Below are 21933 nucleotides of genomic sequence, written 5' to 3'. Positions count from 1 at the left end.
GCGCAAATTATTGTGGGTTAGCACGGGTGCTGGAGAGCAGCGACCCAAGGCTGGCGGCTTTCGGCTTGACCAGCCAGAACTTGCGCAGGTAGTCGTCCAGGTTTTCCAACAGGTTGCGACCCCATTCGCTGGATGTTTCCTCGACGTACTCTTCGAGCACACGTTGCAGGTGGCTACGGTACGACTCCATCGACTCGCCGCTGATGCGCTGAATTTCCACCAGCTCATGGTTCACGCGGTCAACGAAGGTGTTGTCCAGGTCGAGCACATAGGCGAAACCGCCGGTCATGCCCGAACCGAAGTTGTAGCCAGTCTTGCCCAGGACCGCGACGAAACCGCCGGTCATGTACTCGCAGCAGTGGTCGCCCGTACCTTCCACCACGGCGTGGGCACCGGAGTTACGCACGGCGAAACGCTCGCCCGCGGTACCCGCAGCGAACAGCTTGCCGCCGGTGGCGCCGTACAGGCAGGTGTTGCCGACAATGGCACCGTCCTGGGTTTTGAACGCGCTGTTGGCCGGCGGCACGATGACCAGCTTGCCGCCAGTCATGCCCTTGCCGACGTAGTCGTTCGCGTCGCCTTCCAGGTACAGGTTCAGGCCACCGGCGTTCCACACGCCGAAGCTCTGACCAGCAGTGCCTTTGAAGCGGAAAGTGATCGGCGCCTTGGCCATGCCCTGGTTACCGTGCACCCGAGCGATTTCGCCAGACACACGGGCACCGATGGAACGGTCGCAGTTGCAGATATCCAGCTCGAACTCGGCGCCGGTCAGACCGTCGATGGCCGACTTGGCCAGACCGACCATATGCTCGGCCAGCTTGCCTTCGTCGAACGGCGGGTTGCGGTCAACCTGGCAGAACTGCGGTTTGTCGGCCGGAATATGGTCGCTACCCAGCAGCGGGCTCAAGTCGAGGAATTTTTGCTTGTCGGTTTCACCCGGCAGCATTTCCAGCAGATCGGTACGACCGATCAACTGCTCCAGGCTCGGCACGCCCACTTTGGCCAGCCACTCACGGGTTTCTTCGGCCACGAAGGTGAAGAAATTCATCACCATTTCGACGGTGCCGATGAAGTGGTCCTTGCGCAGTTTCTCGTTTTGCGTGGCCACACCGGTGGCGCAGTTGTTCAGGTGGCAAATACGCAGGTATTTGCAGCCCAGGGCGATCATCGGCGCGGTACCGAAGCCGAAGCTTTCGGCGCCGAGGATGGCCGCTTTGATTACGTCGAGACCAGTTTTCAGGCCGCCGTCGGTTTGTACCCGCACTTTGCCGCGCAGGTCGTTACCGCGCAGGGTCTGGTGGGTTTCGGCCAGGCCGAGCTCCCACGGCGCGCCGGCGTATTTGATGGAGGTAAGCGGGGATGCGCCAGTACCGCCGTCATAACCGGAGATGGTGATCAGGTCGGCATACGCCTTGGCCACACCGGCGGCGATGGTGCCAACGCCCGCTTCTGCTACCAATTTCACCGAGACCAGCGCCGATGGGTTGACCTGCTTGAGGTCAAAAATCAGCTGCGACAAGTCTTCGATGGAATAGATGTCGTGGTGCGGCGGTGGCGAAATCAGGGTGACGCCCGGTACCGCATAGCGCAGCTTGGCGATCAGGCCGTTGACCTTACCGCCTGGCAGCTGGCCGCCCTCGCCCGGCTTGGCGCCTTGGGCAACCTTGATTTGCAGCACTTCGGCGTTCACCAGGTATTCCGGCGTAACACCGAAACGGCCGGTGGCCACTTGCTTGATTTTCGAGCTGCGCACGGTGCCGTAACGCGCCGGGTCTTCACCACCTTCACCGGAGTTGGAACGCGCACCCAGGCGGTTCATGGCTTCGGCGATGGCTTCGTGAGCTTCCGGCGACAACGCGCCCAGGGAAATACCGGCCGAGTCGAAGCGCTTGAGGATCGCTTCCAGCGGCTCGACCTGATCGAGGGCCAGCGGCGTCTCTGCTTCTTTGACTTTCAGCAGGTCACGGATCATCGACACCGGGCGGGTGTCGACCAGCGTGGTGTATTCCTTGAATTTCTCGTAGCTGCCGATTTGCACGGCGGCCTGCAGGGTGTTGACCACGTCCGGGTTGTAGGCGTGGTATTCACCGCCGTACACGAACTTGAGCAAACCGCCCTGCTGGATGGTTTTACGGTTGTTCCAGGCTTCGGCAGCGAGCAATTTCTGCTCGGCTTCGATATCGACAAAGCGCGCACCTTTGATGCGGCTAGCGACACCACGGAAGCTCAGGCCAACTACTTCATCCGACAAGCCAACGGCTTCGAACAGCTGCGCACCGCGGTACGAGGCCACTGTGGAAATACCCATCTTCGAGAGGATTTTCAGCAGGCCTTTGGAGATACCTTTGCGGTAGTTTTTGAAGACTTCGTACAGATCGCCCAGCACTTCGCCGGTGCGGATCAGGTCAGCTAATACTTCGTAGGCAAGGTACGGGTACACCGCCGAGGCGCCGAAGCCGATCAGCACCGCGAAGTGATGCGGGTCGCGGGCAGTGGCGGTTTCGACCAGGATATTGCAGTCGCAACGCAGGCCTTTTTCGATCAGGCGGTGATGCGCGGCGCCCACTGCCAGCGAGGCGTGGATCGGCAACTTGCCCGGAGCAATGTTGCGGTCGGTGAGAACCAGCAGGCACTTGCCGCTGCGTACGGCTTCTTCAGCCTGATCGGCAACGTTACGCACTGCCGCTTCGAGGCCGATGGTTTCGTCGTAGTTGAGGTCGATGACATGACGCTCGAACCCGGGGGTGTCGAGATTCATCAGCGAGCGCCACTTGGCCGGCGAAATCACTGGCGTGCTGAGGATTACGCGCGAAGCGTGGGCCGGCGACTCTTCGAAAATATTGCGCTCGGCGCCCAGGCAGATTTCCAGGGACATCACGATGGCTTCGCGCAGCGGGTCGATCGGCGGGTTGGTGACCTGCGCGAACTGCTGACGGAAGTAGTCGTACGTAGGGCGCACGCGTTGCGACAGCACGGCCATTGGCGTGTCGTCACCCATCGAGCCCACGGCTTCCTGGCCTTGTTCGGCGAGCGGACGCAGCACCTGGTCACGCTCTTCGAACGTCACCTGGAACATTTTCATGTAGTGCTTGAGCTGGTCGCTGCCGTAGGTGGCGGCGCCGTGGTCGTCGTCCATGGTCGCCTGAATGCGCACGGCACTCTTGCGCAGCCATTGCTTGTAGGGGTGGCGCGATTTCAGACGGCTGTCGATGTCATCGGTGTGCAGCACCTGACCGGTTTCGGTGTCCACGGCCAGCACTTGGCCAGGGCCAACGCGGCCTTTGGCGATAACGTCTTCAGGCTTGTAATCCCACACGCCGATTTCCGAGGCGATGGTAATGTAGCCATTGCTGGTGGTGACCCAACGCGCCGGGCGCAGACCGTTACGGTCGAGCAGGCACACGGCATAGCGACCGTCGGTGAGTACGACACCGGCCGGGCCATCCCAGGGCTCCATGTGCATGGAGTTGTATTCGTAGAACGCGCGCAGATCGGCGTCCATGGTTTCGACGTTCTGCCACGCTGGCGGAATGATCATGCGGATGCCACGGAACAGGTCCATGCCACCAGTGACCATCAGCTCCAGCATGTTGTCCATGCTCGAGGAGTCGGAACCCACGCGGTTAACCAGCGGGCCCAGTTCGTCGAGGTCAGGCAACTGATCGTTGGCGAACTTGGTGCGACGGGCGACGGCCCAGTTGCGGTTGCCGGTGATGGTGTTGATTTCGCCGTTGTGCGCCAGCAGGCGAAACGGTTGGGCCAACGGCCATTTCGGCAGGGTGTTGGTGGAGAAGCGCTGGTGGAACACGCAAATCGCGGTCATCAGGCGCTCGTCACCGAGGTCCGGATAGAACTGCTGCAGGTCGACCGGCATCATCAAGCCTTTATAGATGATGGTCTTGGCCGAGAAGCTACAGATGTAGTGATCGCTGTCGGCGGCGTTGGCCACCGAAGAGCGACGACGCGCGCTGAACAGCTTGATCGCGAATTCCTGATCGCTCAGGCCTTCTCCGCCGATAAACACTTGCTCGATCTGCGGCAGGCGCTCAAGGGCCAGGCGGCCGAGGACGCTGGTGTCGATCGGTACTTTGCGCCAGCCGATCAATTGCAGACCCGCCGCGAGGATTTCGCGGTTCATGTTCTCGCGCGCGACTTCGGCTTTGGCCGAATCCTGGTTGAGGAACACCATGCCGACGGCGTATTGGGCCGGCAGGTCAGCGGCAAATTGCTCTTTGGCAACGGCGCGCAGGAAGGCGTCAGGCTTCTGGATTAGCAGACCGCAGCCGTCACCTGTTTTCCCGTCGGCGTTGATGCCGCCGCGGTGGGTCATACAGGTCAAGGCCTCAATAGCCGTCTGCAGCAAGTGATGACTCGCCTCGCCCTGCATATGGGCGATCAGGCCGAAGCCGCAGTTATCCTTGAACTCATCAGGATGGTATAGACCTGCTTTCATAGGACTCTCACCAGGCAAACTTTGATCTATTTCAAACACTTACCGTGCGCGCAGGTCAATGCGCCAGCTTTGCGCAGGCAAAAGGGGGGTCATTGTACACAGACGAATATCAGCGAACAAATGTCGTGCGGCGAAAGCACGAAACCTTATGTCGCCTTTCTATAAGAAAGTACCAGGCGGTCGTGGTAAAGACCACCCGGTCATTGCCATCAAGCACACATTAAATCAGCGTGCTTGAGCCTCCTGCTGGATGCTGGAGAAGGTCTTGGGCCACGGCTTGCCGGCTTGGACCTTGGCGGGCAGGGTCTTGATCGCGGCCTGGGCGGCGGCGCGATTGGCGAAATTGCCGTAGGTCACCACGTACAGCGGCTTGCCGTTCAGGGTTTTCTTGAAGTAGTGGTACTCGGCACCTTGCGCACGCACAAACGCCTGCGCCGCCGCTTCCGTACCCGTACCCAATACCTGCAGGGCAAAGTTGCCGCCTGGCTGGGTGGCGTACCAGCCGCTGGCCGAACCACTAGCGGCCGGGGCCGCTGGTTTCTCAGCCTTGGCCACGACGGTTGGCTTGGCGGCGGCAGGAGAGGCCGGCTTCGCGGCTGTCGGGGCTGGCGTTTGCGGTTTGGCAGCAGCCGTGGGGGCTGGCGTTGCAGCAGGCGCTGGCTTGATAACCGGTGCAATCACCGGCGCGGCAGGTGCCGTGCTGGCGGTCGCGCCTTGGGGCGGCGCCATGGTGGTGACGGTCGGCGGTACTGCGCTGGCAGGCGGCTCGATCGCGCCATCGTCGTCGCTGTCGCCCAAACCGGAAGCCTGAGCCAACGGCTCACGGATCACCGGCTGAGCCTGGCCCACCAACGGCAGCGGCAACGGCTGGGTGGAGCCGGCGAATTCAACCGCAGGGCCTTTGCCATCCGCCGCTGCTGGCGGCGCAGATGCATCCACCACCGGAGCCGGCGCTGTACCCAATGGCAACTGCGCGGCAACCGGAGCTTCAGGCTCCGACTTGCTGCGCCCCTGCATCATCCAGGCAGCGCCAACAGCGATTGCCACGACCACTAGCGCCAACAGATGCTTCTTGGGTAGTTTCAAAGCCATTCCTCCCTTCGTTGCAGCACCACGATTGGCCAGCATCGAGTCGATCAGCGTTTCGCGGGCAACCTGATTGATCGCCCCCGGCCAACCGGCGGATTGCAGGTGGATATCGGCGATCTGCTCATCGGTCAGCAATTCGATACCCTGGCCTGCTCCTTCAAGGCGCTGCGCCAGGTAGTCGCGGGTTTCATCTTCGCTGTACGGGCTCAACTCAATGGCGTGGAAACGCTCTTCGCCATCGGCCAGCAGCTCGAGGCGCGGCAACAGCGCTGATTCACCGAACAGAAATACATGGGGACGGCCTTCGGCGTTGCCGGCAGCCAGCGCGAGCAATGCATCCAGGGCGTCGTTATCCAACGACTCGGCATCGTCGATCAGCAGATAGACTTCCTGACCGGTCAGCGACAACTGCGCAACCTGCGACAGCAGCGAGCGAGCATCGGACTGTTGAACATTCAAGCCTTGAGCGATCTGGCGCATCACGCCGCCGGCATCGGCCGCGCCGCGGGCTGAAAACACCACGCTGTGCACGGCCTGCTTGTTGGTGCTAGCGACCAGCGCCTGACGCAACAGGGTTTTGCCGCTGCCTTGCGGGCCACTGACCACCAGCAACAACTGGCTATAACGGGCCAGATGGTGCAGCTGCCCCAACACCGGCTTGCGCTGCGCCGGAAAGAATTTGAAGCCTGGAACACGCGCAGCAAAGGGATCGTGACTGAATTGGTAGTGGCCGAGAAAGGCCTCGTCGGCGTGCAGACTGGTCATGGGGCTCTCAATTAGTCTTCAAGGTGTTCCACCATGGCGCGGTAGTCCGCAACCAGAGTGGCATCCAAAATCTCGCGCGGGAAATCGCCCGTCACTACCGCTTCGCCGATCTGGCGAAGCAGGACAAGGCGCAGTCGACCGCCAAGAACTTTCTTATCGACCGCCATATGAGTGAGAAAATCCTCAGCGGTCATTTCTTCTGGTGGAATTACTGGCAGGCCGGCACGCAGGAACAGGCGAATACCGCGATCACGCTCGGCGGCGGTGATCCAGCCCAGGCGGCAGGACATCTCTAACGCCATCACAGTACCGGCCGCCACAGCCTCGCCGTGCAACCAGACCCCGTAACCCATATGGGTTTCGATAGCATGGCCAAAGGTATGACCCAGATTGAGGGTGGCGCGTACACCAGACTCGCGCTCATCGACACCGACGACCCTGGCCTTGGCCGCACAAGAACGCGCGATGGCTTCGGTCAGCGCTGCCTGATCAAGGTTACGCAGTGCATCGACATTGGCTTCAAGCCAGGTCAAAAACGGCTCGTCGCAAATCAGGCCGTATTTGATCACTTCAGCCAGGCCGGCAGAAAGCTCGCGCGTCGGCAGCGTGTTCAACGTGGCGGTATCGATCAGCACCGCATTGGGCTGATAGAACGCACCGACCATATTCTTGCCCAGCGGATGGTTGATACCGGTTTTGCCACCGACCGAGGAGTCAACCTGTGACAGCAACGTGGTGGGCACCTGAATAAAGTCGACGCCGCGCTGGTAGCAGGCCGCCGCGAAGCCAGCCATATCGCCGACAACGCCGCCACCCAAGGCAATTACAGTGGTGCTGCGCTCGTGCCGTGCTGTCAGCAGGCCGTCAAAAATCAACTGCAGAGTTTCCCAGCCTTTGTAGGCTTCGCCATCCGGAAGAATGACCGTCGCCACATCAAAACCGGCCAAGGCCTGCTTGATCGACTCAAGATAGAGCGGCGCAACGGTTTCATTGCTGACGATGGCAACTTGCTTACCCGCAATATGCCGAGAAAAAAGCGCGGGCTGAACCAACAGGTTCGCCCCGATATAGATGGGATAACTACGTTCGCCCAGCTCAACCTGAAGAGTCTGCATGAAGCCCCCACGATAAAAGGGCCATAGGATAACGCATATCGGCGTGCGCTTTAACGCGGATGAAGCGCCTCGAGGCGCTCCAGAATTTCCTGCACCACCATACGCGGCGGACGCTCGTCGGTTTCGATAATCACGTCGGCGATTTCCCGGTACAGGGGATCGCGGATGCGCATCAGATCGGCGAGCACTTTGCCTGGATTGGCCGTGCGCAACAGCGGACGGTTGCGGTCACGGGACGTGCGATCCAGCTGCTGATCGACGGAGGTATGCAGATACACCACACGGCCACCAGCACGCAGCGCCGAGCGATTTTCCGGGCGCAGCACAGCGCCGCCCCCGGTAGCCAGCACGACACCGTCGAGCTCACACAGCTCGCCGATAACGGCCTGCTCACGCTCACGGAAACCAGCCTCCCCTTCTACATCGAAGATCCAGGGAATATTGGCTCCAGTACGCTGCTCGATTTCCTTATCCGAGTCTTTGAAAGACAGCCTTAACTCTTTTGCCAGTAACCTCCCGATGGTGCTTTTACCTGCCCCCATCGGGCCTACGAGAATCAAATTTCGCACAGATTTAGCGACTCACAGCGATTGCCGAGTTGTTCATGATACGCGGAGTCAGGAACACCAGGAGTTCGTTTTTGCTGTCAGCTACCACGTCGCGGCGGAACAGACGACCGAGGTACGGCAGGTCACCCAGGAACGGCACTTTGTCGACCGACTTGGTCTGCGTGTTGGAGAACACACCACCGATCACGATGGTCTCACCATCGTTGACCAACACCTTGGCGTTGACTTCGTTCTTGTTGATCGGCGGAACGCCGTTCAACGCACGGGCGAAGTCCGGCTCATCCTTGGTGACTTTCACTTCGATGATGATGCGGTTGTCCGGAGTGATTTGCGGGGTTACTTCCAAGGACAGGGCAGCCTCTTTAAAGGAGGTGCTGGTTGCGCCGCTGGAGCTGGCTTCCTGGTACGGAATCTCGGAACCCTTGAGGATCTTGGCGGTTTCTTTGTCCGACGTTACCACCTTGGGCTGGGAAACGATTTCGCCGTTACCGGTTTTTTCCATCGCAGTCAGTTCGAGGTCGAGGATCAGGTTGTCGGTAACGAAACCGATGCCGATACCCGCGGTACGGTTGGCGACACCCATATCCACGAATGGGTAGTTACCGTTGCTGTCTTCGCCGCTATCACCGTTTTCGTCGCCGCTATCGTCGTTACCGTAGACAGCGCCTTTGCCATTACCGAACGTTTGGGTACCGCCCCAACGCACGCCGAGGCTCTTGTCGTAGTCGACGTTGGCTTCAACGATGCGCGCCTCAATCATTACCTGACGAACCGGGATATCCAATTGGGTAATGATGCGGCGCAGCTCGTCGATGCGCTCCTGAGTCAGCGTAACGATGAGGCTGTTGGTACGGTCATCAAAGATTACCGAGCCACGCATATCGTCTTTCAGGGTGCCTTTCGAGCCTTCCGCTTCGTAGATCTTGGCAATGTCCGACGCTTTGGCATAGTTCAGCTGAATAATGTCTTTACGCAGCGGCGCCAACTCGGCGACTTGTTTCTGCGATTCCAGCTCCTGACGCTCACGCGCGGCAATTTCATCAGCCGGTGCAACCATCAGCACGTTGCCGATTTTTCGCTTGTCCAGACCTTTGGTTTTCAGCACCAGATCCAAGGCTTGGTCCCACGGAACGTTTTGCAGGCGCAGGGTGATGTTGCCCTGCACGGTGTCACTGGCCACCAGATTGAGGTCGGTGAAGTCAGCGATCAACTGCAGAACCGAACGTACGTCGATGTCCTGGAAGTTCAGCGAGAGCTTTTCGCCGGTGTAGGCAAAAAGATCTTTCTTACGCTTGTCCGAATCTTCCTTGCTCAGCGGTTTAACGCTGATGGTCAGCTTGTTGTCGGCCTGGTACGCCAGGTAGTCGTACATGCCCGTCGGCTCGACAGTGATGATCGCTTTGTCATCCTGTTCTACCGCGCTCACGAACTGCACCGGTGTAGCGAAGTCTTTTACGTCCAGACGAACGCGCAGCGATTCAGGCAGATCGGTCTTGGCGAACGCCAGACGAATCTTGCCCCCTTGTTCTTGGATATCCGGATTCACCGAGGCGTCGGAAAGCTGGATAACGACGTTACCCTCGCCCTGCTCGCCGCGCTGGAAGTCGATATTGGAAATGCTCTTGGTCACCGGTGCGAAGTTCTTTTTCACCGGCGCAGCAGCAACAGACGCTACCGGCGCAGAAACCGGAGCCACTGTGGTAGAGGCGGTAGTAACGGCGCCCTCGCCTACAACCACATAGAGGTTGTTGCCTTCAGCACGGGTGCTGTAGGGAACCAGGCTCGCCAGGTTGATAATCAGACGGGTACGGTCCTTGGCCTCAACCACAGTTACGCTGCGGGCGTTGCCCACACCCAGCTCACGGTTCTTCGAACCGGTCTGATTGCTCACGCCCGGCAAGTCCAGCGCGATTCGCGCCGGCTGCTCGATGGTGTAGCCACGAGGAGCCGCAACCGGCTCATCGAACGACAATTTGAGTTCAACGCGATCGCCCGGCAATGCAGCGACATCGAGCGTTTTCAAGTTTGCGGCCAACAGGGTTGGCGACATAACCGCGACCAAAACAGATATGCAGATGCGCGACAGGGAGCTTTTCATACTCAGGTTCCGTTGTACCGACCGGTAATTGTTTTTCATCTTCCACCCCACTCCTTAAGAACGCTCTTTGAGAGAGAGGCTTCGTGGCCGTTCCAGCCAGCCACCTTCGCCATCAGGAACAATCTCAACCACATCGATTTTCGCTTCACTGATAGCAATGATGCGTCCGTTATTACGCCCCAAGTAGTCGCCCACTTTCACGCGGTGCACACCGCCGGCGCCGTTGACCAAGGCAAACATGCCGCCTTCGTTGGAGAGCGTACCGACCATCTGGAAGATTTCGATATTGAAGCCTTCCAGGAATTGCTTGATGCGCGTTTCGTCAGGCTTGATCTCTTTCGAGCCTTTCTGACGATTGACCAGGTCAATCTTGACTGGCGGCTGGAAAGGGCTTCTCAGCGCCGAAGCACTGTAGGTAAACGCCTCATATGCCTGAAACTTTGGCAATGGCTCGATAGAACCCTTGGGCCGCGCGCGAACTTCATCCATATAGGCCTGCAGATCGGCGAAATCACCACTCGAGTCACAACCCGCCAATGTCGCTAGGAGCAAAGTGCCGAGAATAAGTTTGGAGGTTCTCATGGCTTGCCCCCCGCTGGTGCTTTGACATCTGCGGCGTTTTTATCGTTGTAACGATAGGTCTTGGCCAGAATGGTCATACGCAACTTGGTGGTGCTATCGGCACTCACCGGCTTGATCGCAAAGTCATGCAGGGTGACGATCCGCGGCAAACTGGCCACGCCACTGACGAAAGTCGCCAGGTCGTGATACGCACCCACCACGGAAATCTGGATTGGCAGCTCGATATAGAACTGTTGGGTGGACTCGGGAAGCAGCTTGATTTCCTCGAACTCCAGACCACTACCCAAACCAGTGCGGGTGATGTCTTCCAGCAGGCCAGGCACTTCAGTGTCGCTAGGGAGCTGGCGCAACAGCGCGCCGAAAGAAACTTCCATTTCCTTCATTTGCTCTTTGTAGGCTTCCAGGTTTGCGGCCTGGAACGCCTTGCTCGCGAACTGCTGCTTGAGGGTTTCCTCTTCGCCGCGCTGGCCATCCAGTTGTTCCTGCATTTCTTTCAGATGGAAGTTGTACCCAAGGAACAACACCACGGCCAACAGAATAAAACAGGCCAGACCTTTGACCGCAGCCGGCCAGGACCCCAGGTTATTCAAATCCAGGTCGGCAAAATCGACCTTGCGCAAATTTGCTAGAGAGTCAGCAAAGCTCATTTCTTGACTCCTTCTGCTTCAACCGAGGGCTGGGTCTGCTGGACCGTCAGCTGGAATACGTTGGCCTGATCGAGTTCACCCGCGGTAACTGCTCTTACAGCAGTCAGGTTGGGAGCGGTCAGCCAATCGGAAGCATCGAGATTACGCATCAAGTTCGAAACACGGTTGTTCGACTCGGCGGCGCCTTCAATGGCGATTTTGTTGCCTAGCATGGTGAGCGACGTGAAATACACGCCGTCCGGCAATGTCCGCGCAAGCTGGTCAAACACGCGACCAATAATCGGCCGGTTGCCCTGCAAGTCCTGGATGATCTTCATCCGCTCCAGCAGTTGCTGGCGACGGGTTTTCAGCTCACTGATTTCCTTGATACGTGCATCGAGCACCGCGATTTCTTTCTTCACGAAATCGTTGCGTGCATTTTGCTGCTCGATTGCGCCGCTCAAGTACTGATCGCCCAGGAAAACTGCGCCGCCTGCTACGATAAGCACGCCGGCCAACGTCACCAGGAACCTTTGCTTGCGCTCCTCGCGTAGCTGCTCCCGCCACGGCAGTAAGTTAATACGCGCCATTAATCGAAACTCCTCATTGCCAGACCACAGGCAATCATCAAGGCAGGCGCATCACTTGCCAGCGCCCCCGCATTGACCTTGCCACTGAGCGCCATGTCGGCAAACGGATTGGCGACCAAGGTTTGCGTACCGATCTTCTGCTGAATCAGGCGATCCAGATCCGGAATCGACGCGGTGCCGCCTGCCAGGAGGATGTAATCGACATCGTTGTACTGGCCGGCAGCGAAGAAGAATTGCAACGAGCGCGACACTTGCTGCACGACTGCTTCTTTGAACGGCTGCAACACTTCCGTGTCGTAGTCATCCGGAAGACCGCCCTGTTTCTTGGCCAGTCCAGCTTCCTCTACGGACAGGCCGTAACGACGCTGAATTTCTTCTGTCAGTTGGCGACCACCGAACAGTTGTTCGCGGGTGTAGATGGTGCGGCCGTTGTGCAGCACGCTGAGGGTCGTCATGGTGGCGCCGATATCGACGATGGCCACGGTCAACTCGTCGTGCCCACTACCGAGCTGAGCAGCTAACAGACCGTAAGCGCGCTCCAGGGCGTACGCCTCGACGTCGACCACCTTGGCGGTCATGCCGGACAACGCAAGGGCCGCTTCACGCACCTCGACGTTCTCTTTACGGCAGGCGGCGAGCAATACGTCCACGCGGTCTGCGTTACGCGCAGAAGGCCCCTGCACTTCGAAGTCGATGGCGACTTCTTCGAGCGGGTAAGGAATGTATTGGTCAGCTTCGATTTTCAGCTGGTTTTCCAGATCGTCGTCTGAAAGGCCGGCTTCCATCTCGATAGTCTTGGTGATGACAGCGGAACCGGCGACAGCTACGGCTACGGTCTTGACGCCCGTCTTGGCCTTGGCCAACACGCGTGCCAATGCCTGACCTACGCCTTCCAGTTCAGCAATGTTTTTCTCGACCACTGCGTTTGGTGGGAGCGGCTCTACAGCATAAGCCTCTACTTTGTAGCGGCTTCCTGAGCGACTCAATTCGAGGAGCTTGACTGAGGTCGAACTGATATCGATCCCCAGCAGCGTATTCGCTTTCTTATTGAAGAGCCCTAGCACGACCGATTTCCTATTGGCATCCGCGACTTACGGACTATTTATGTTTTTCACATTAAATAACAGTCTTGACATAAGCGCAAATGGCTACCTAGCAAAAAAAGCGCTTATAATGTGAACAGTTTTTCCCTTTCGACATTGCCCTACGCTTAACTCTTTCTTTTATCTGGAAATCCAAACATTTTGATGCGCCTGCTGAAGTTCTTCTGGTGGTCCTGCGTAGCCGTTTTTTGTGGACTGTTGCTCAGTCTCTCCGGCGCTTATCTGTACCTTAGCCCCGGTTTGCCATCTGTGGATTCGCTGCGCCGCATCCAGCTTCAGATTCCCCTGCGCGTCTACAGCAGCGATGCCAAGCTGATCGCCGAGTTCGGCGAAATGCGCCGCACGCCCATTCGTTTTGCCGACATTCCACCGAACTTCATCAAAGCCCTGCTTTCTGCCGAAGACGATAATTTTGCCAATCATTATGGCGTTGACCTCAGCAGCCTGATGCGCGCTGCCACGCAATTATTAAAAAGCGGTGGGCAAATCCAATCCGCGGCAGCACCATTACGATGCAAGTGGCGAAGAACTTCTTCCTCACTAACGAACGCAGTTTCTCGCGCAAGATCAATGAAATACTGTTGGCATTACAAATTGAGCGCGAACTGAGCAAAGACGAAATTCTTGAGTTGTACGTCAACAAGATTTACCTCGGTAACCGTGCTTACGGTATCGAAGCGGCGGCGCAGGTTTATTACGGTAAACCTATGCACGATTTGAGCCTGGGCCAGATGGCAATGATTGCCGGCCTGCCAAAAGCACCGTCGCGCTTCAACCCCTTGGTAAACCCACAGCGCAGCAAAGAGCGCCGTGACTGGATCCTTGGGCGCATGTACAAGCTTGGCAAGATCGACCAGGGCCAGTACCAGACGGCCCTCGCCGAACCCATCGATGCCAGCTACCACGTCCCTACTCCCGAAGTGCAGGCACCTTATATAGCCGAGATGGCCCGCGCCGAAATGGTCGGCCGCTATGGCAGCGAGGCGTACACCGAAGGGTTTCACGTTACTACCACGGTTCCGAGCAACCTTCAGGAAGCAGCCAACGAAGCGGTGCGCAGCGGCCTTATCAGTTATGACCAACGTCATGGCTACCGGGGCCCGGAAACCCGCTTGCCTGGCATGACCCGTGAAGCCTGGCAGGCCGAACTCGCCAAGCAGAAAATTCAGAACGGCATCGAGCCCGCCATCGTTACCCAGGTGCTGAAAAGCGGCATCATGGTGTTGACCCGTAACGGCCAGGAAGAAACCGTTACCTGGGAAAGCATGAAATGGGCGCGCCCGTTCCTGAACACCAACAGCCTCGGTCCACGCCCGCAAAAGCCGGACGACGTGGTGCAAATTGGCGACCTGATTCGCGTGCTGCGCCAGGAAGATGGCAACCTCGCCTTCAGCCAAATCCCCGCAGCCCAGGGCGCATTGGTGTCTCTCGATCCGAAAAACGGCGCCATCCGCGCACTGGTCGGCGGTTTCTCTTTCGAGCAAAGCAACTACAACCGCGCCACCCAGGCCAAGCGCCAACCCGGCTCGAGCTTCAAGCCTTTCATCTATAGCGCTGCACTGGATAAGGGCTATACCGCCGCCACGCTGGTCAACGACGCACCGATTGTTTTCGCTGACGACAACCTCGATCAGGTCTGGCGCCCGAAAAACGATACCAACACCTTCCTCGGCCCGATTCGTTTGCGCGAAGCGTTGTACAAGTCGCGCAACCTGGTTTCGATCCGACTGCTGCAGGCCATTGGCATCGACTACGCGCTCGACTACGTCAGCCGCTTTGGCTTCAACAAGCAGGACCTGCCGCGCAACCTGTCTATGGCACTGGGCACCGCCAACCTGACGCCGGTGGAAATCGCCGGCGGCTGGAGCACCTTCGCCAACGGCGGCTATAAAGTGCAGCCATACCTGATTCAAAGCATCCACAGCCGCAATGGTGACCCGCTGTATATCGCCAACCCGCCGAGCGCGCCGGGCGAAAACGATGACCAGCCGGAAACCGTCGTCGACCCCGCAGCGCTGGCAGAAAACATTCCTGCCCCTGCCAGCACCGCGCCAACCCCGGCCGCCGCCGAGCGCATTGTCGACGCCCGCACCACGTACATCCTGACCAGCATGCTGCAGGACGTGATCAAACGCGGCACCGGCCGCCGTGCGCTGGCCATGGGTCGCACCGACCTTGCTGGCAAGACCGGTACCACCAACGAGTCGAAAGACAGTTGGTTCTCCGGTTTCAACGCCGACTATATGACCACCGTCTGGACCGGTTTCGACCAACCCGAAAGCCTCGGTAGCCACGAGTTCGGCGGTACCGTCGCCCTGCCGATCTGGATGAGCTACATGAGCGCCGCACTGAAAGACAAACCGGCGCATATGCTGCCCGAACCGCCCGGCCTCCTCACCTTGCGCATTGACCCGGTGAGCGGCCGCGCCGCGTCGCCAGGCACGCCGAACGCTTACTTCGAAGTATTCAAAAACGAAGACTCGCCGCCACCGATGAACGAACTCGACCCAGGCACAAGCGCCCCAGGCAGCCCACTGCCCGCGGATGACGCCGCGCCAATCGATCTGTTCTGATCGTTAAATCGCAGCCAATAAAAAGCCCCGCATCAGCGGGGCTTTTTATTTACCGTCCAACTTAACCGTTAAACACATCTTCTACGGAAGTCAGCGGATAGTGCTTCGGATACGGCAGAGTTGCCACACCGCTTTCAATCGCCGCCTTGGCCACAGCATCAGCCACTACGGTGATCAAACGTACGTCCATCGGCTTCGGAATGATGTACTCACGGCCGAACGACAGCGGAGCACCGCCGTAGGCATCGCACACTTCCTTCGGCACCGGCAGCTTGGCCAGTTCGCGAAGGGCAACGGCGGCAGCGATCTTCATCTCTTCATTAATACGGGTTGCGCGAACATCGAGCGCACCGCGGAAAATGAAGGGGAAGCCGAGCACGTTGTTGACCTGGTTCGGGTAGTCCGAACGGCCGGTCGCCATGATCACGTCGTTACGGGTGGCGTGCGCCAGTTCCGGGGAAATTTCCGGGTCCGGGTTGGAGCAAGCGAACACGATCGGGTTCGGCGCCATGCGCAACAGGTTTTCCGGGGTCAGCAGGTTGGCGCCCGACAGGCCGACAAACACGTCTGCACCGTCCAGCGCGTCCGACAGCGTGCGCTTGTCAGTTTCGTGGGCGAATACGGCTTTGTATTGGTTCAGATCGGTACGGCCGGAGTGAATCACGCCGCTACGATCGATCATGAAGATGTTCTCGATCTTCGCGCCCATGCTCACCAACAACTTCATGCAAGAGATGGCGGCAGCGCCGGCACCCAGGCAAACGATCTTGGCTTCTGGCAGGGTTTTATCGACGATTTCCAGGGCGTTCAGCATGCCGGCCGCGGTCACGATTGCAGTGCCGTGCTGGTCATCGTGGAACACCGGAATGTCGCACTGTTCAATCAGCGCGCGCTCGATCTCAAAGCACTCAGGCGCCTTGATGTCTTCCAGGTTGATACCACCGAAGGTGATGGAGATACGTTTTACGGTGTCGATAAAGGCTTGCGGGCTTTCGGAGTCGACTTCGATGTCGAACACGTCGATACCGGCAAAGCGCTTGAAGAGTACGCCTTTGCCTTCCATTACCGGCTTGGATGCCAGTGGGCCGAGGTCACCCAGACCGAGGATGGCGGTACCGTCGGAAATCACTGCAACCAGGTTGCCTTTGCCGGTGTATTTGTACGCCAGCTCGGGGTCGCGGGCGATCTCGCGCACGGGCTCAGCAACACCTGGGCTATAGGCCAAGGACAGGTCACGCGCGGTGGAAGTAGGCTTGGTCAGCTCGACGCTCAGCTTCCCCGGGCGAGGATGGGCGTGGTAGTCGAGAGCGGCAGTTTTCAAATCAGACATGGTGGCATTTCCGCTTTTTTATGCTGTTAAACAGACAGGCAGCGAGGATACGCAAGATGCCCAACGCGAACAAGACTGGGCAGTCAGGTTCTGTCAAGGGCTCTAACGTACGACTTTAAGCCAATCCCCGGGACGGGGCTCGCCGCTTGGATATAGATGATTGAGTAGGCGCAGACGGGACTCGGCGTCACCGGGCAGCGTACTGCCCTGAGCTAGCTTGGTCATGGTTTGCGCGCTTGTGGCACGCACCAGTTGCAGCCGGAGAGGTTGCGCTAGCTTACGCTCCTCAGCCCTCAGAGGTCGAAAACTATTGATCACTTTGAGGAAATTTTCGTCTTCGGTTTCCAGGGACGCCGGCGCCTTTACGCTGGCGATAAACACAAACGCAGACTGCTCCTTATAGATGACAGCCACACGCTTGGCCGGTCGCCCTGGGATCACGGCGGTGTAGCCTTGCAGGCCGGCCTGGGAAAGCTCGCGCTCATCGGCCAGCTTGCCCGAGACCTTCGAACGGATAAATTGCTGCGGCGTCTGCCCGGCCTTCACCTTCTCCAATACCACTGCAACAAATGCGTTTTGATCAGCCGTATGGGCAATCACCGCATCCGGGCGATTGAGCAGTTCCCAGCCGGGCGGTGCGCTAAACGTGAAATTTAGTTCCGCATGATAGAACTGCTGACCACGACGAATCCCGGTGGACTCAGAGTCCCCATAAGGCAGCCCATCCAGATGCTGCATAAACACATCGCGGTTGACCTCTTGCTGGCCGGTGGCCAATGCGCGCGCCGGCCCCATCACCTCTTGCAGGCGCTGGTCATTGCCAGGATGGGTGTCGAATACGCCGTGATAGCTGGACGTCGGCTCGGGCTTGCCGGCCTTTTCGCTTCATCGCGGGCGAAGTCGTCCTGACTCTTCAGCACTTCCACCACCTGAATCATTGCCTGTGGGTCATAACCAGCCCGAGCCAGGTATTGGGCACCGAGGCCGTCGGCCTGCAGCTCCATGTCGCGCCCGTAGCCACGCACAAACGCAGAACCCAATGCGCCGGTGATATCGCCCGCCGCGCCGACACCCGTACCAATCGCCACGGCCTGACCGAGAATCCCCCAAGCCTGCGACTGGCTTTGCTGCTGCACGCTATGCCGAGCGGTAACGTGACCCACTTCGTGGCCGAGCACGGCGGCCAGTTCGGCCTCGGAACTCAGATAAGCCAGCAAACCCCGGTGGATATAAATGTAGCCGCCGGGCAAGGCGAAGGCGTTGATATCCGGGCTGTCGATAACGGTGAAGTGGTAGGTCAGATTGGCGCGGTGACTATGGCTGGCCACCCGTTCGCCCACCTGCTGCACATAAGCCTGCAGCTTTTCATCGGGATAGCGCGGGTACTCTTTGGCAATTTCCTGGCTGTATTTGCGGCCCAGCTCCAGCTCCTGGCTCTCGCTCATCATCACGAAATTACTTTCGCCGGTAGCCGGGTTCTGCGCGCAGCCCTGCAGAAGCAACAGCGTGAACAGCACGCTCAACATGCGGATTTTCATGGCCGCACCTCCAGCATCGCCGGATGAGTCAGTGGGAGCAGCCAGCGCGCCTGGCCGTCCGACCTGTTACCGCGCCGCGTGCGATCAATCACCCAACCGCGCGCTTCCACCGTGCGCCCGCGCATGGCGCGCAGCGCTTGGAGGTCAAATGCCGGCAACGCCTTGTTCGCCACCTGCAACACCAGCGGCCCGTCCAACTGCAGCCAGACACCGCCGCGATTCTGTTCCACGCTCATGACCCGTCCCTGAACCAATGCAAATCCACTGTCGTTAAGTTGCGCCGCCGTCAGCGTCGGCGCTGTTCGCCACACGCCTAGGCGCGCCGCCCGCGCACTGCGTTCAGCATCTTGCTGACACGCCAGCAACGCCACATTCGGCGCTATAGCCACCTGAAAGCCCAGCCCCTCTGCCAGCAGCTGCGCTTCAATATTCTGTCCTTGAGCATCATAGACATGCGCCAAGGTTCGGCCGTAATGATCCTTCGCCTGCCGGCCCACTTGCACGGCAACCTGCCCTGAACTTGCCGTCACCAGCGCTTGCAAACGGCGCTTGGCTTGCTCGGCAACCGCTGGGCCGCCCGGCCTTTATGGGCCAACTCCGGCGCATTGATGCCGATAAGTCGCACCCGGCGGCCGTCCACCAAGCGCAACGTATCGCCGTCGACCACCTGTTTTACGCCGACCACCGGCAAACCCGCCGGCGCCGGGCAGAACGCCCACGCCGGACAGATACAAATCGCAGAAACGAAAAAGGCGCCCACGAGGGACGCCTTTTTCAACAACACCGAAAAGCCCATCAGGCCTTCCGAAGCAACAAAGCCAATTAGGCCTTGGAGCCGAACACACCGAAACGCTGCTTGAAGCGATCAACACGGCCGCCAACATCCAGCACTTTCTGCTTGCCGGTGTAGAACGGGTGGCACTCGTTGCACACGTCCAGGCTCAGGGGCTTGGCCAGGGTGGAGCGAGTCTGGATCACGTTACCGCAGCTGCAGGTAGCGGTTACGGCTTCGTATACTGGATGGATATCAGCTTTCATGGTGTATTCCTCAGGTCTATCGCGCCGCCACCCAACACTATTGTCGAGTACCGCACGGAATTAGGCCGCGCATCTTACCAGAGTGCAGCAAGCACGCAAGACCGATCGTCAGTCGCTCACATGCTAAGATCGCGCCTCGCTCTCCAGGACTAAACCCGCGTGCCCGCCGCCATTCTGCGCCTCGCCCTGCCTTCTCCCCTGCGCCGCCTGTTCGACTATCTCGCCCCCAAAGGTGTGTCAGCCAGGGACTTGCAGCCGGGCATGCGCCTGCGCGTGCCGTTTGGAAGACGCGAGATTATCGGCATTCTGGTGGAAGTCAGCGACACCAGCGACGTGCCCGTCGAGAAGCTGAAACCAGCCATCGCCCTGCTCGACGAACAATCACCCGTGCCGCCGGCCTTCTTCAAGCTGTGCCTGTGGACCGCCCAGTATTACCAGCACAGCCTCGGCGATACCTTCAGTTGGGCGCTGCCCAACCTGCTGCGCCAGGGCGAGCCGGCCGAAGCGCGTCAGGAGCGCTTTTGGCATGTGGCCGAAGGCGCTTCCTTCGACGATCCGCGCCTGGCCCGTGCGCCGCGCCAGCGCGATGCTTTGAAAACCATCGCCCAGCATCCCCACGGCGTCGCCCACCGCCTACTCAGCCAGTTGCAGCTGAATAAGGACAGCCTCGACCTGCTGCGTGAAAAAGGTCTGGTCACCATCGAAGCCCGTCGGCACGCCAACATCGAACGCCACGGCAACTGGCTGGCCCAGCCGGAACTGCCGCTAAACCCCGAGCAGCGCGCCGCCACCGAAGCCATCCGCAGTGGCCTGGACAGCTTCAATGCCTTTTTATTGGCCGGCGTCACCGGCAGCGGCAAAACCGAAGTGTATTTGCAGCTGATCCGCGAGACCCTCGAAGCCGGCAAGCAAGCGCTGGTGCTGATTCCCGAGATCAACCTGGGCCCACAAACCCTGGCACGCTTCGAGCGGCGCTTTAACGCGCGCATCGCCCTGCTGCACTCAGCGGTGAACGACCGCGAGCGCCTGGATGCCTGGCTCGCCGCCCGCGACGGCGAGGCCGACATTATTATCGGCACCCGTTCCGCGCTGTTCACGCCGATGAAAAATCCCGGCCTGATCATCATTGATGAAGAGCACGATGCCTCTTATAAACAGCAGGAAGGCCTGCGCTACCACGCTCGCGATCTGGCGCTGGTGCGCGCGCGGCAGGAAAACATTCCCATCGTGCTCGGCTCGGCCACACCCTCGCTGGAAAGCCTGCAAAACGCCTACTCCGGTCGCTATGGCCTACTGAAATTGACCCAACGGGCCGGCGGCGCGCAGCAGCCGCGCTTTCTTCGCCTGGACATCAAGAGCCGGCCGCTGGATAGCGGCATTTCCGGGCCAATGCAGCAAGCCATTGGCCAGACATTGGCCGCCGGCCAGCAAGTGCTGGTATTCCTCAACCGCCGCGGCTTTGCACCGACGCTGCTGTGCCATGACTGCGGCTGGCTGTCCGAATGCCCGCGGTGTGATGCGCGCATGACCGTGCACCAGCGCTCGCGCGAGCTGCGCTGCCACCATTGCGGCCACGTGGAACGTCAGCCGAGCAACTGCCCGAAATGCGCCCAGGTCGACCTGCGTCCGGTCGGCGCCGGCACCGAGCGCGCCGAAGATCGCCTGGCCACCTTGTTCCCCGATGTGCCGGTGTTGCGCGTTGACCGCGAGAGCACCTCGCGCAAAGACGCCATGCAGAACCTGTTCAACACCATTAATAAAGGCGAGCCGTGCATCCTGATCGGCACCCAGATGCTCGCCAAGGGTCACCACTTCCCACGCGTAACCCTGGTGTCGATTCTGGATGCCGATGGCGGCCTGTTCTCCGCCGACTTCCGCGCCAGCGAGCGCATGGCTCAGTTGATCGTGCAGGTCGCCGGCCGCGCGGGCCGCGCCGAAGAACCGGGCAAGGTGATCATCCAGACCCACCTGGCCGACCACCCGCTGCTGGTGCAACTCACCGAACAGGGCTACTTCGCTTTTGCCGAGCAAGCCCTGAGCGAACGCCGCGCTGCCGGCTTGCCGCCCTTCTGCCACTTGGCCCTGCTGCGCGCCGAAGCCCATAAGCCGGGCCAGGCCGAAGGCTTTCTCGATGAGGCCTGCACCGAAGCCGAACACCTGCTGGGCGAGCTGAACCTCAGCGGCATTGAACTCCTCGGCCCAGTGCCGGCTCCGATGGAGCGTCGCGCAGGCCGCTATCGCGCGCAACTGCTGGTACAAGCCAACGCCCGGGCGCCGTTGCACAAGCTGCTTAACTACTGGCTGACCGCATTGGAGAAGATGCCCTCCGGCCGCGCGGTGCGCTGGTCGCTGGATGTCGACCCTATCGACCTATTCTGACCGTCTACAGGTACGCGGTTGGCAATGCAGCCACCGACACCGATAATGGACTTCTTTTTCACCCGCTTCCCGGCGCCCCGGCGCC

The 21933-nt window shown here is 59.6% G+C and carries 12 protein-coding genes and 3 pseudogenes; 2 read left to right on the top strand and 13 right to left on the bottom strand.

Annotated features, from left to right (window positions below):
• Window positions 1-7: 7 nt before the first annotated feature.
• From gltB to AC0V2S_RS02545, 9 genes are all read right to left on the bottom strand, one after another.
• Complete coding sequence (gene gltB, locus AC0V2S_RS02585) at window positions 8-4453, bottom strand: glutamate synthase large subunit (RefSeq protein ID WP_475508375.1); 4446 nt, start codon at window positions 4451-4453, stop codon at window positions 8-10.
• A 225-nt stretch (window positions 4454-4678) separates the two neighbouring features.
• The gene (locus AC0V2S_RS02580; protein WP_475508374.1) at window positions 4679-6307 is read right to left on the bottom strand and encodes an AAA family ATPase; all 1629 of its coding nucleotides are present in this window, start codon (window positions 6305-6307) and stop codon (window positions 4679-4681) included.
• An 11-nt stretch (window positions 6308-6318) separates the two neighbouring features.
• A complete protein-coding gene (aroB, locus tag AC0V2S_RS02575; RefSeq protein WP_475508373.1) occupies window positions 6319-7422 on the bottom strand; it encodes a 3-dehydroquinate synthase in 1104 nt (367 codons plus the stop codon).
• Between the two features lie 50 nt (window positions 7423-7472).
• Window positions 7473-7991 carry a shikimate kinase AroK gene (gene aroK, locus AC0V2S_RS02570; RefSeq protein WP_271197765.1) on the bottom strand — a complete coding sequence of 173 codons (519 nt, stop codon included), beginning with the start codon at window positions 7989-7991 and terminating at the stop codon, window positions 7473-7475.
• Window positions 7992-7995: 4 nt separating this feature from the next.
• Complete coding sequence (locus AC0V2S_RS02565; RefSeq protein ID WP_475508372.1) at window positions 7996-10089, bottom strand: type IV pilus secretin PilQ; 2094 nt, start codon at window positions 10087-10089, stop codon at window positions 7996-7998.
• Between the two features lie 54 nt (window positions 10090-10143).
• Entirely contained in the window at window positions 10144-10671 is a 528-nt protein-coding gene (gene pilP, locus AC0V2S_RS02560; RefSeq protein ID WP_475508371.1) for a type 4a pilus biogenesis lipoprotein PilP, read from the bottom strand.
• A complete protein-coding gene (gene pilO / locus AC0V2S_RS02555; RefSeq protein WP_475508370.1) occupies window positions 10668-11318 on the bottom strand; it encodes a type 4a pilus biogenesis protein PilO in 651 nt (216 codons plus the stop codon). Before pilO ends, pilP begins: the two co-directional genes overlap by 4 nt.
• Window positions 11315-11887 carry a PilN domain-containing protein gene (locus tag AC0V2S_RS02550; RefSeq protein ID WP_475508369.1) on the bottom strand — a complete coding sequence of 191 codons (573 nt, stop codon included), beginning with the start codon at window positions 11885-11887 and terminating at the stop codon, window positions 11315-11317. The genes pilO and AC0V2S_RS02550 overlap by 4 nt, the downstream gene beginning before the upstream one ends.
• Window positions 11887-12951 (bottom strand): pilus assembly protein PilM, encoded by a 1065-nt coding sequence (locus AC0V2S_RS02545; RefSeq protein ID WP_475508368.1) that lies wholly within the window; start codon window positions 12949-12951, stop codon window positions 11887-11889. The genes AC0V2S_RS02550 and AC0V2S_RS02545 overlap by 1 nt, the downstream gene beginning before the upstream one ends.
• Window positions 12952-13134: 183 nt before the next feature.
• Here AC0V2S_RS02545 and AC0V2S_RS02540 point away from each other — a divergent pair.
• A pseudogene (locus AC0V2S_RS02540) lies at window positions 13135-15563 on the top strand (penicillin-binding protein 1A).
• Between the two features lie 61 nt (window positions 15564-15624).
• On the opposite strand, the gene AC0V2S_RS02535 reads toward AC0V2S_RS02540, so the two are convergent.
• From AC0V2S_RS02535 to rpmE, 4 genes and pseudogenes are all read right to left on the bottom strand, one after another.
• Window positions 15625-16893 (bottom strand): malic enzyme-like NAD(P)-binding protein, encoded by a 1269-nt coding sequence (locus AC0V2S_RS02535; RefSeq protein ID WP_475508367.1) that lies wholly within the window; start codon window positions 16891-16893, stop codon window positions 15625-15627.
• A 102-nt stretch (window positions 16894-16995) separates the two neighbouring features.
• Window positions 16996-18431: pseudogene (locus AC0V2S_RS02530) on the bottom strand (M48 family metalloprotease).
• A pseudogene (locus tag AC0V2S_RS02525) lies at window positions 18428-19227 on the bottom strand (thermonuclease family protein). The pseudogenes AC0V2S_RS02530 and AC0V2S_RS02525 overlap by 4 nt, the downstream one beginning before the upstream one ends.
• A 26-nt stretch (window positions 19228-19253) precedes the next feature.
• Window positions 19254-19469 carry a 50S ribosomal protein L31 gene (rpmE, locus tag AC0V2S_RS02520; RefSeq protein WP_108096257.1) on the bottom strand — a complete coding sequence of 72 codons (216 nt, stop codon included), beginning with the start codon at window positions 19467-19469 and terminating at the stop codon, window positions 19254-19256.
• Window positions 19470-19628: 159 nt separating this feature from the next.
• On the opposite strand from rpmE, the gene AC0V2S_RS02515 reads away from it, so the two are divergent.
• Window positions 19629-21848 (top strand): primosomal protein N', encoded by a 2220-nt coding sequence (locus AC0V2S_RS02515; protein WP_475508366.1) that lies wholly within the window; start codon window positions 19629-19631, stop codon window positions 21846-21848.
• Window positions 21849-21933 lie beyond the last annotated feature (85 nt).

The organism is Pseudomonas sp. CC11G, assembly GCF_056174845.1.
This window is presented reverse-complemented; position numbering and strand designations above follow the sequence as displayed.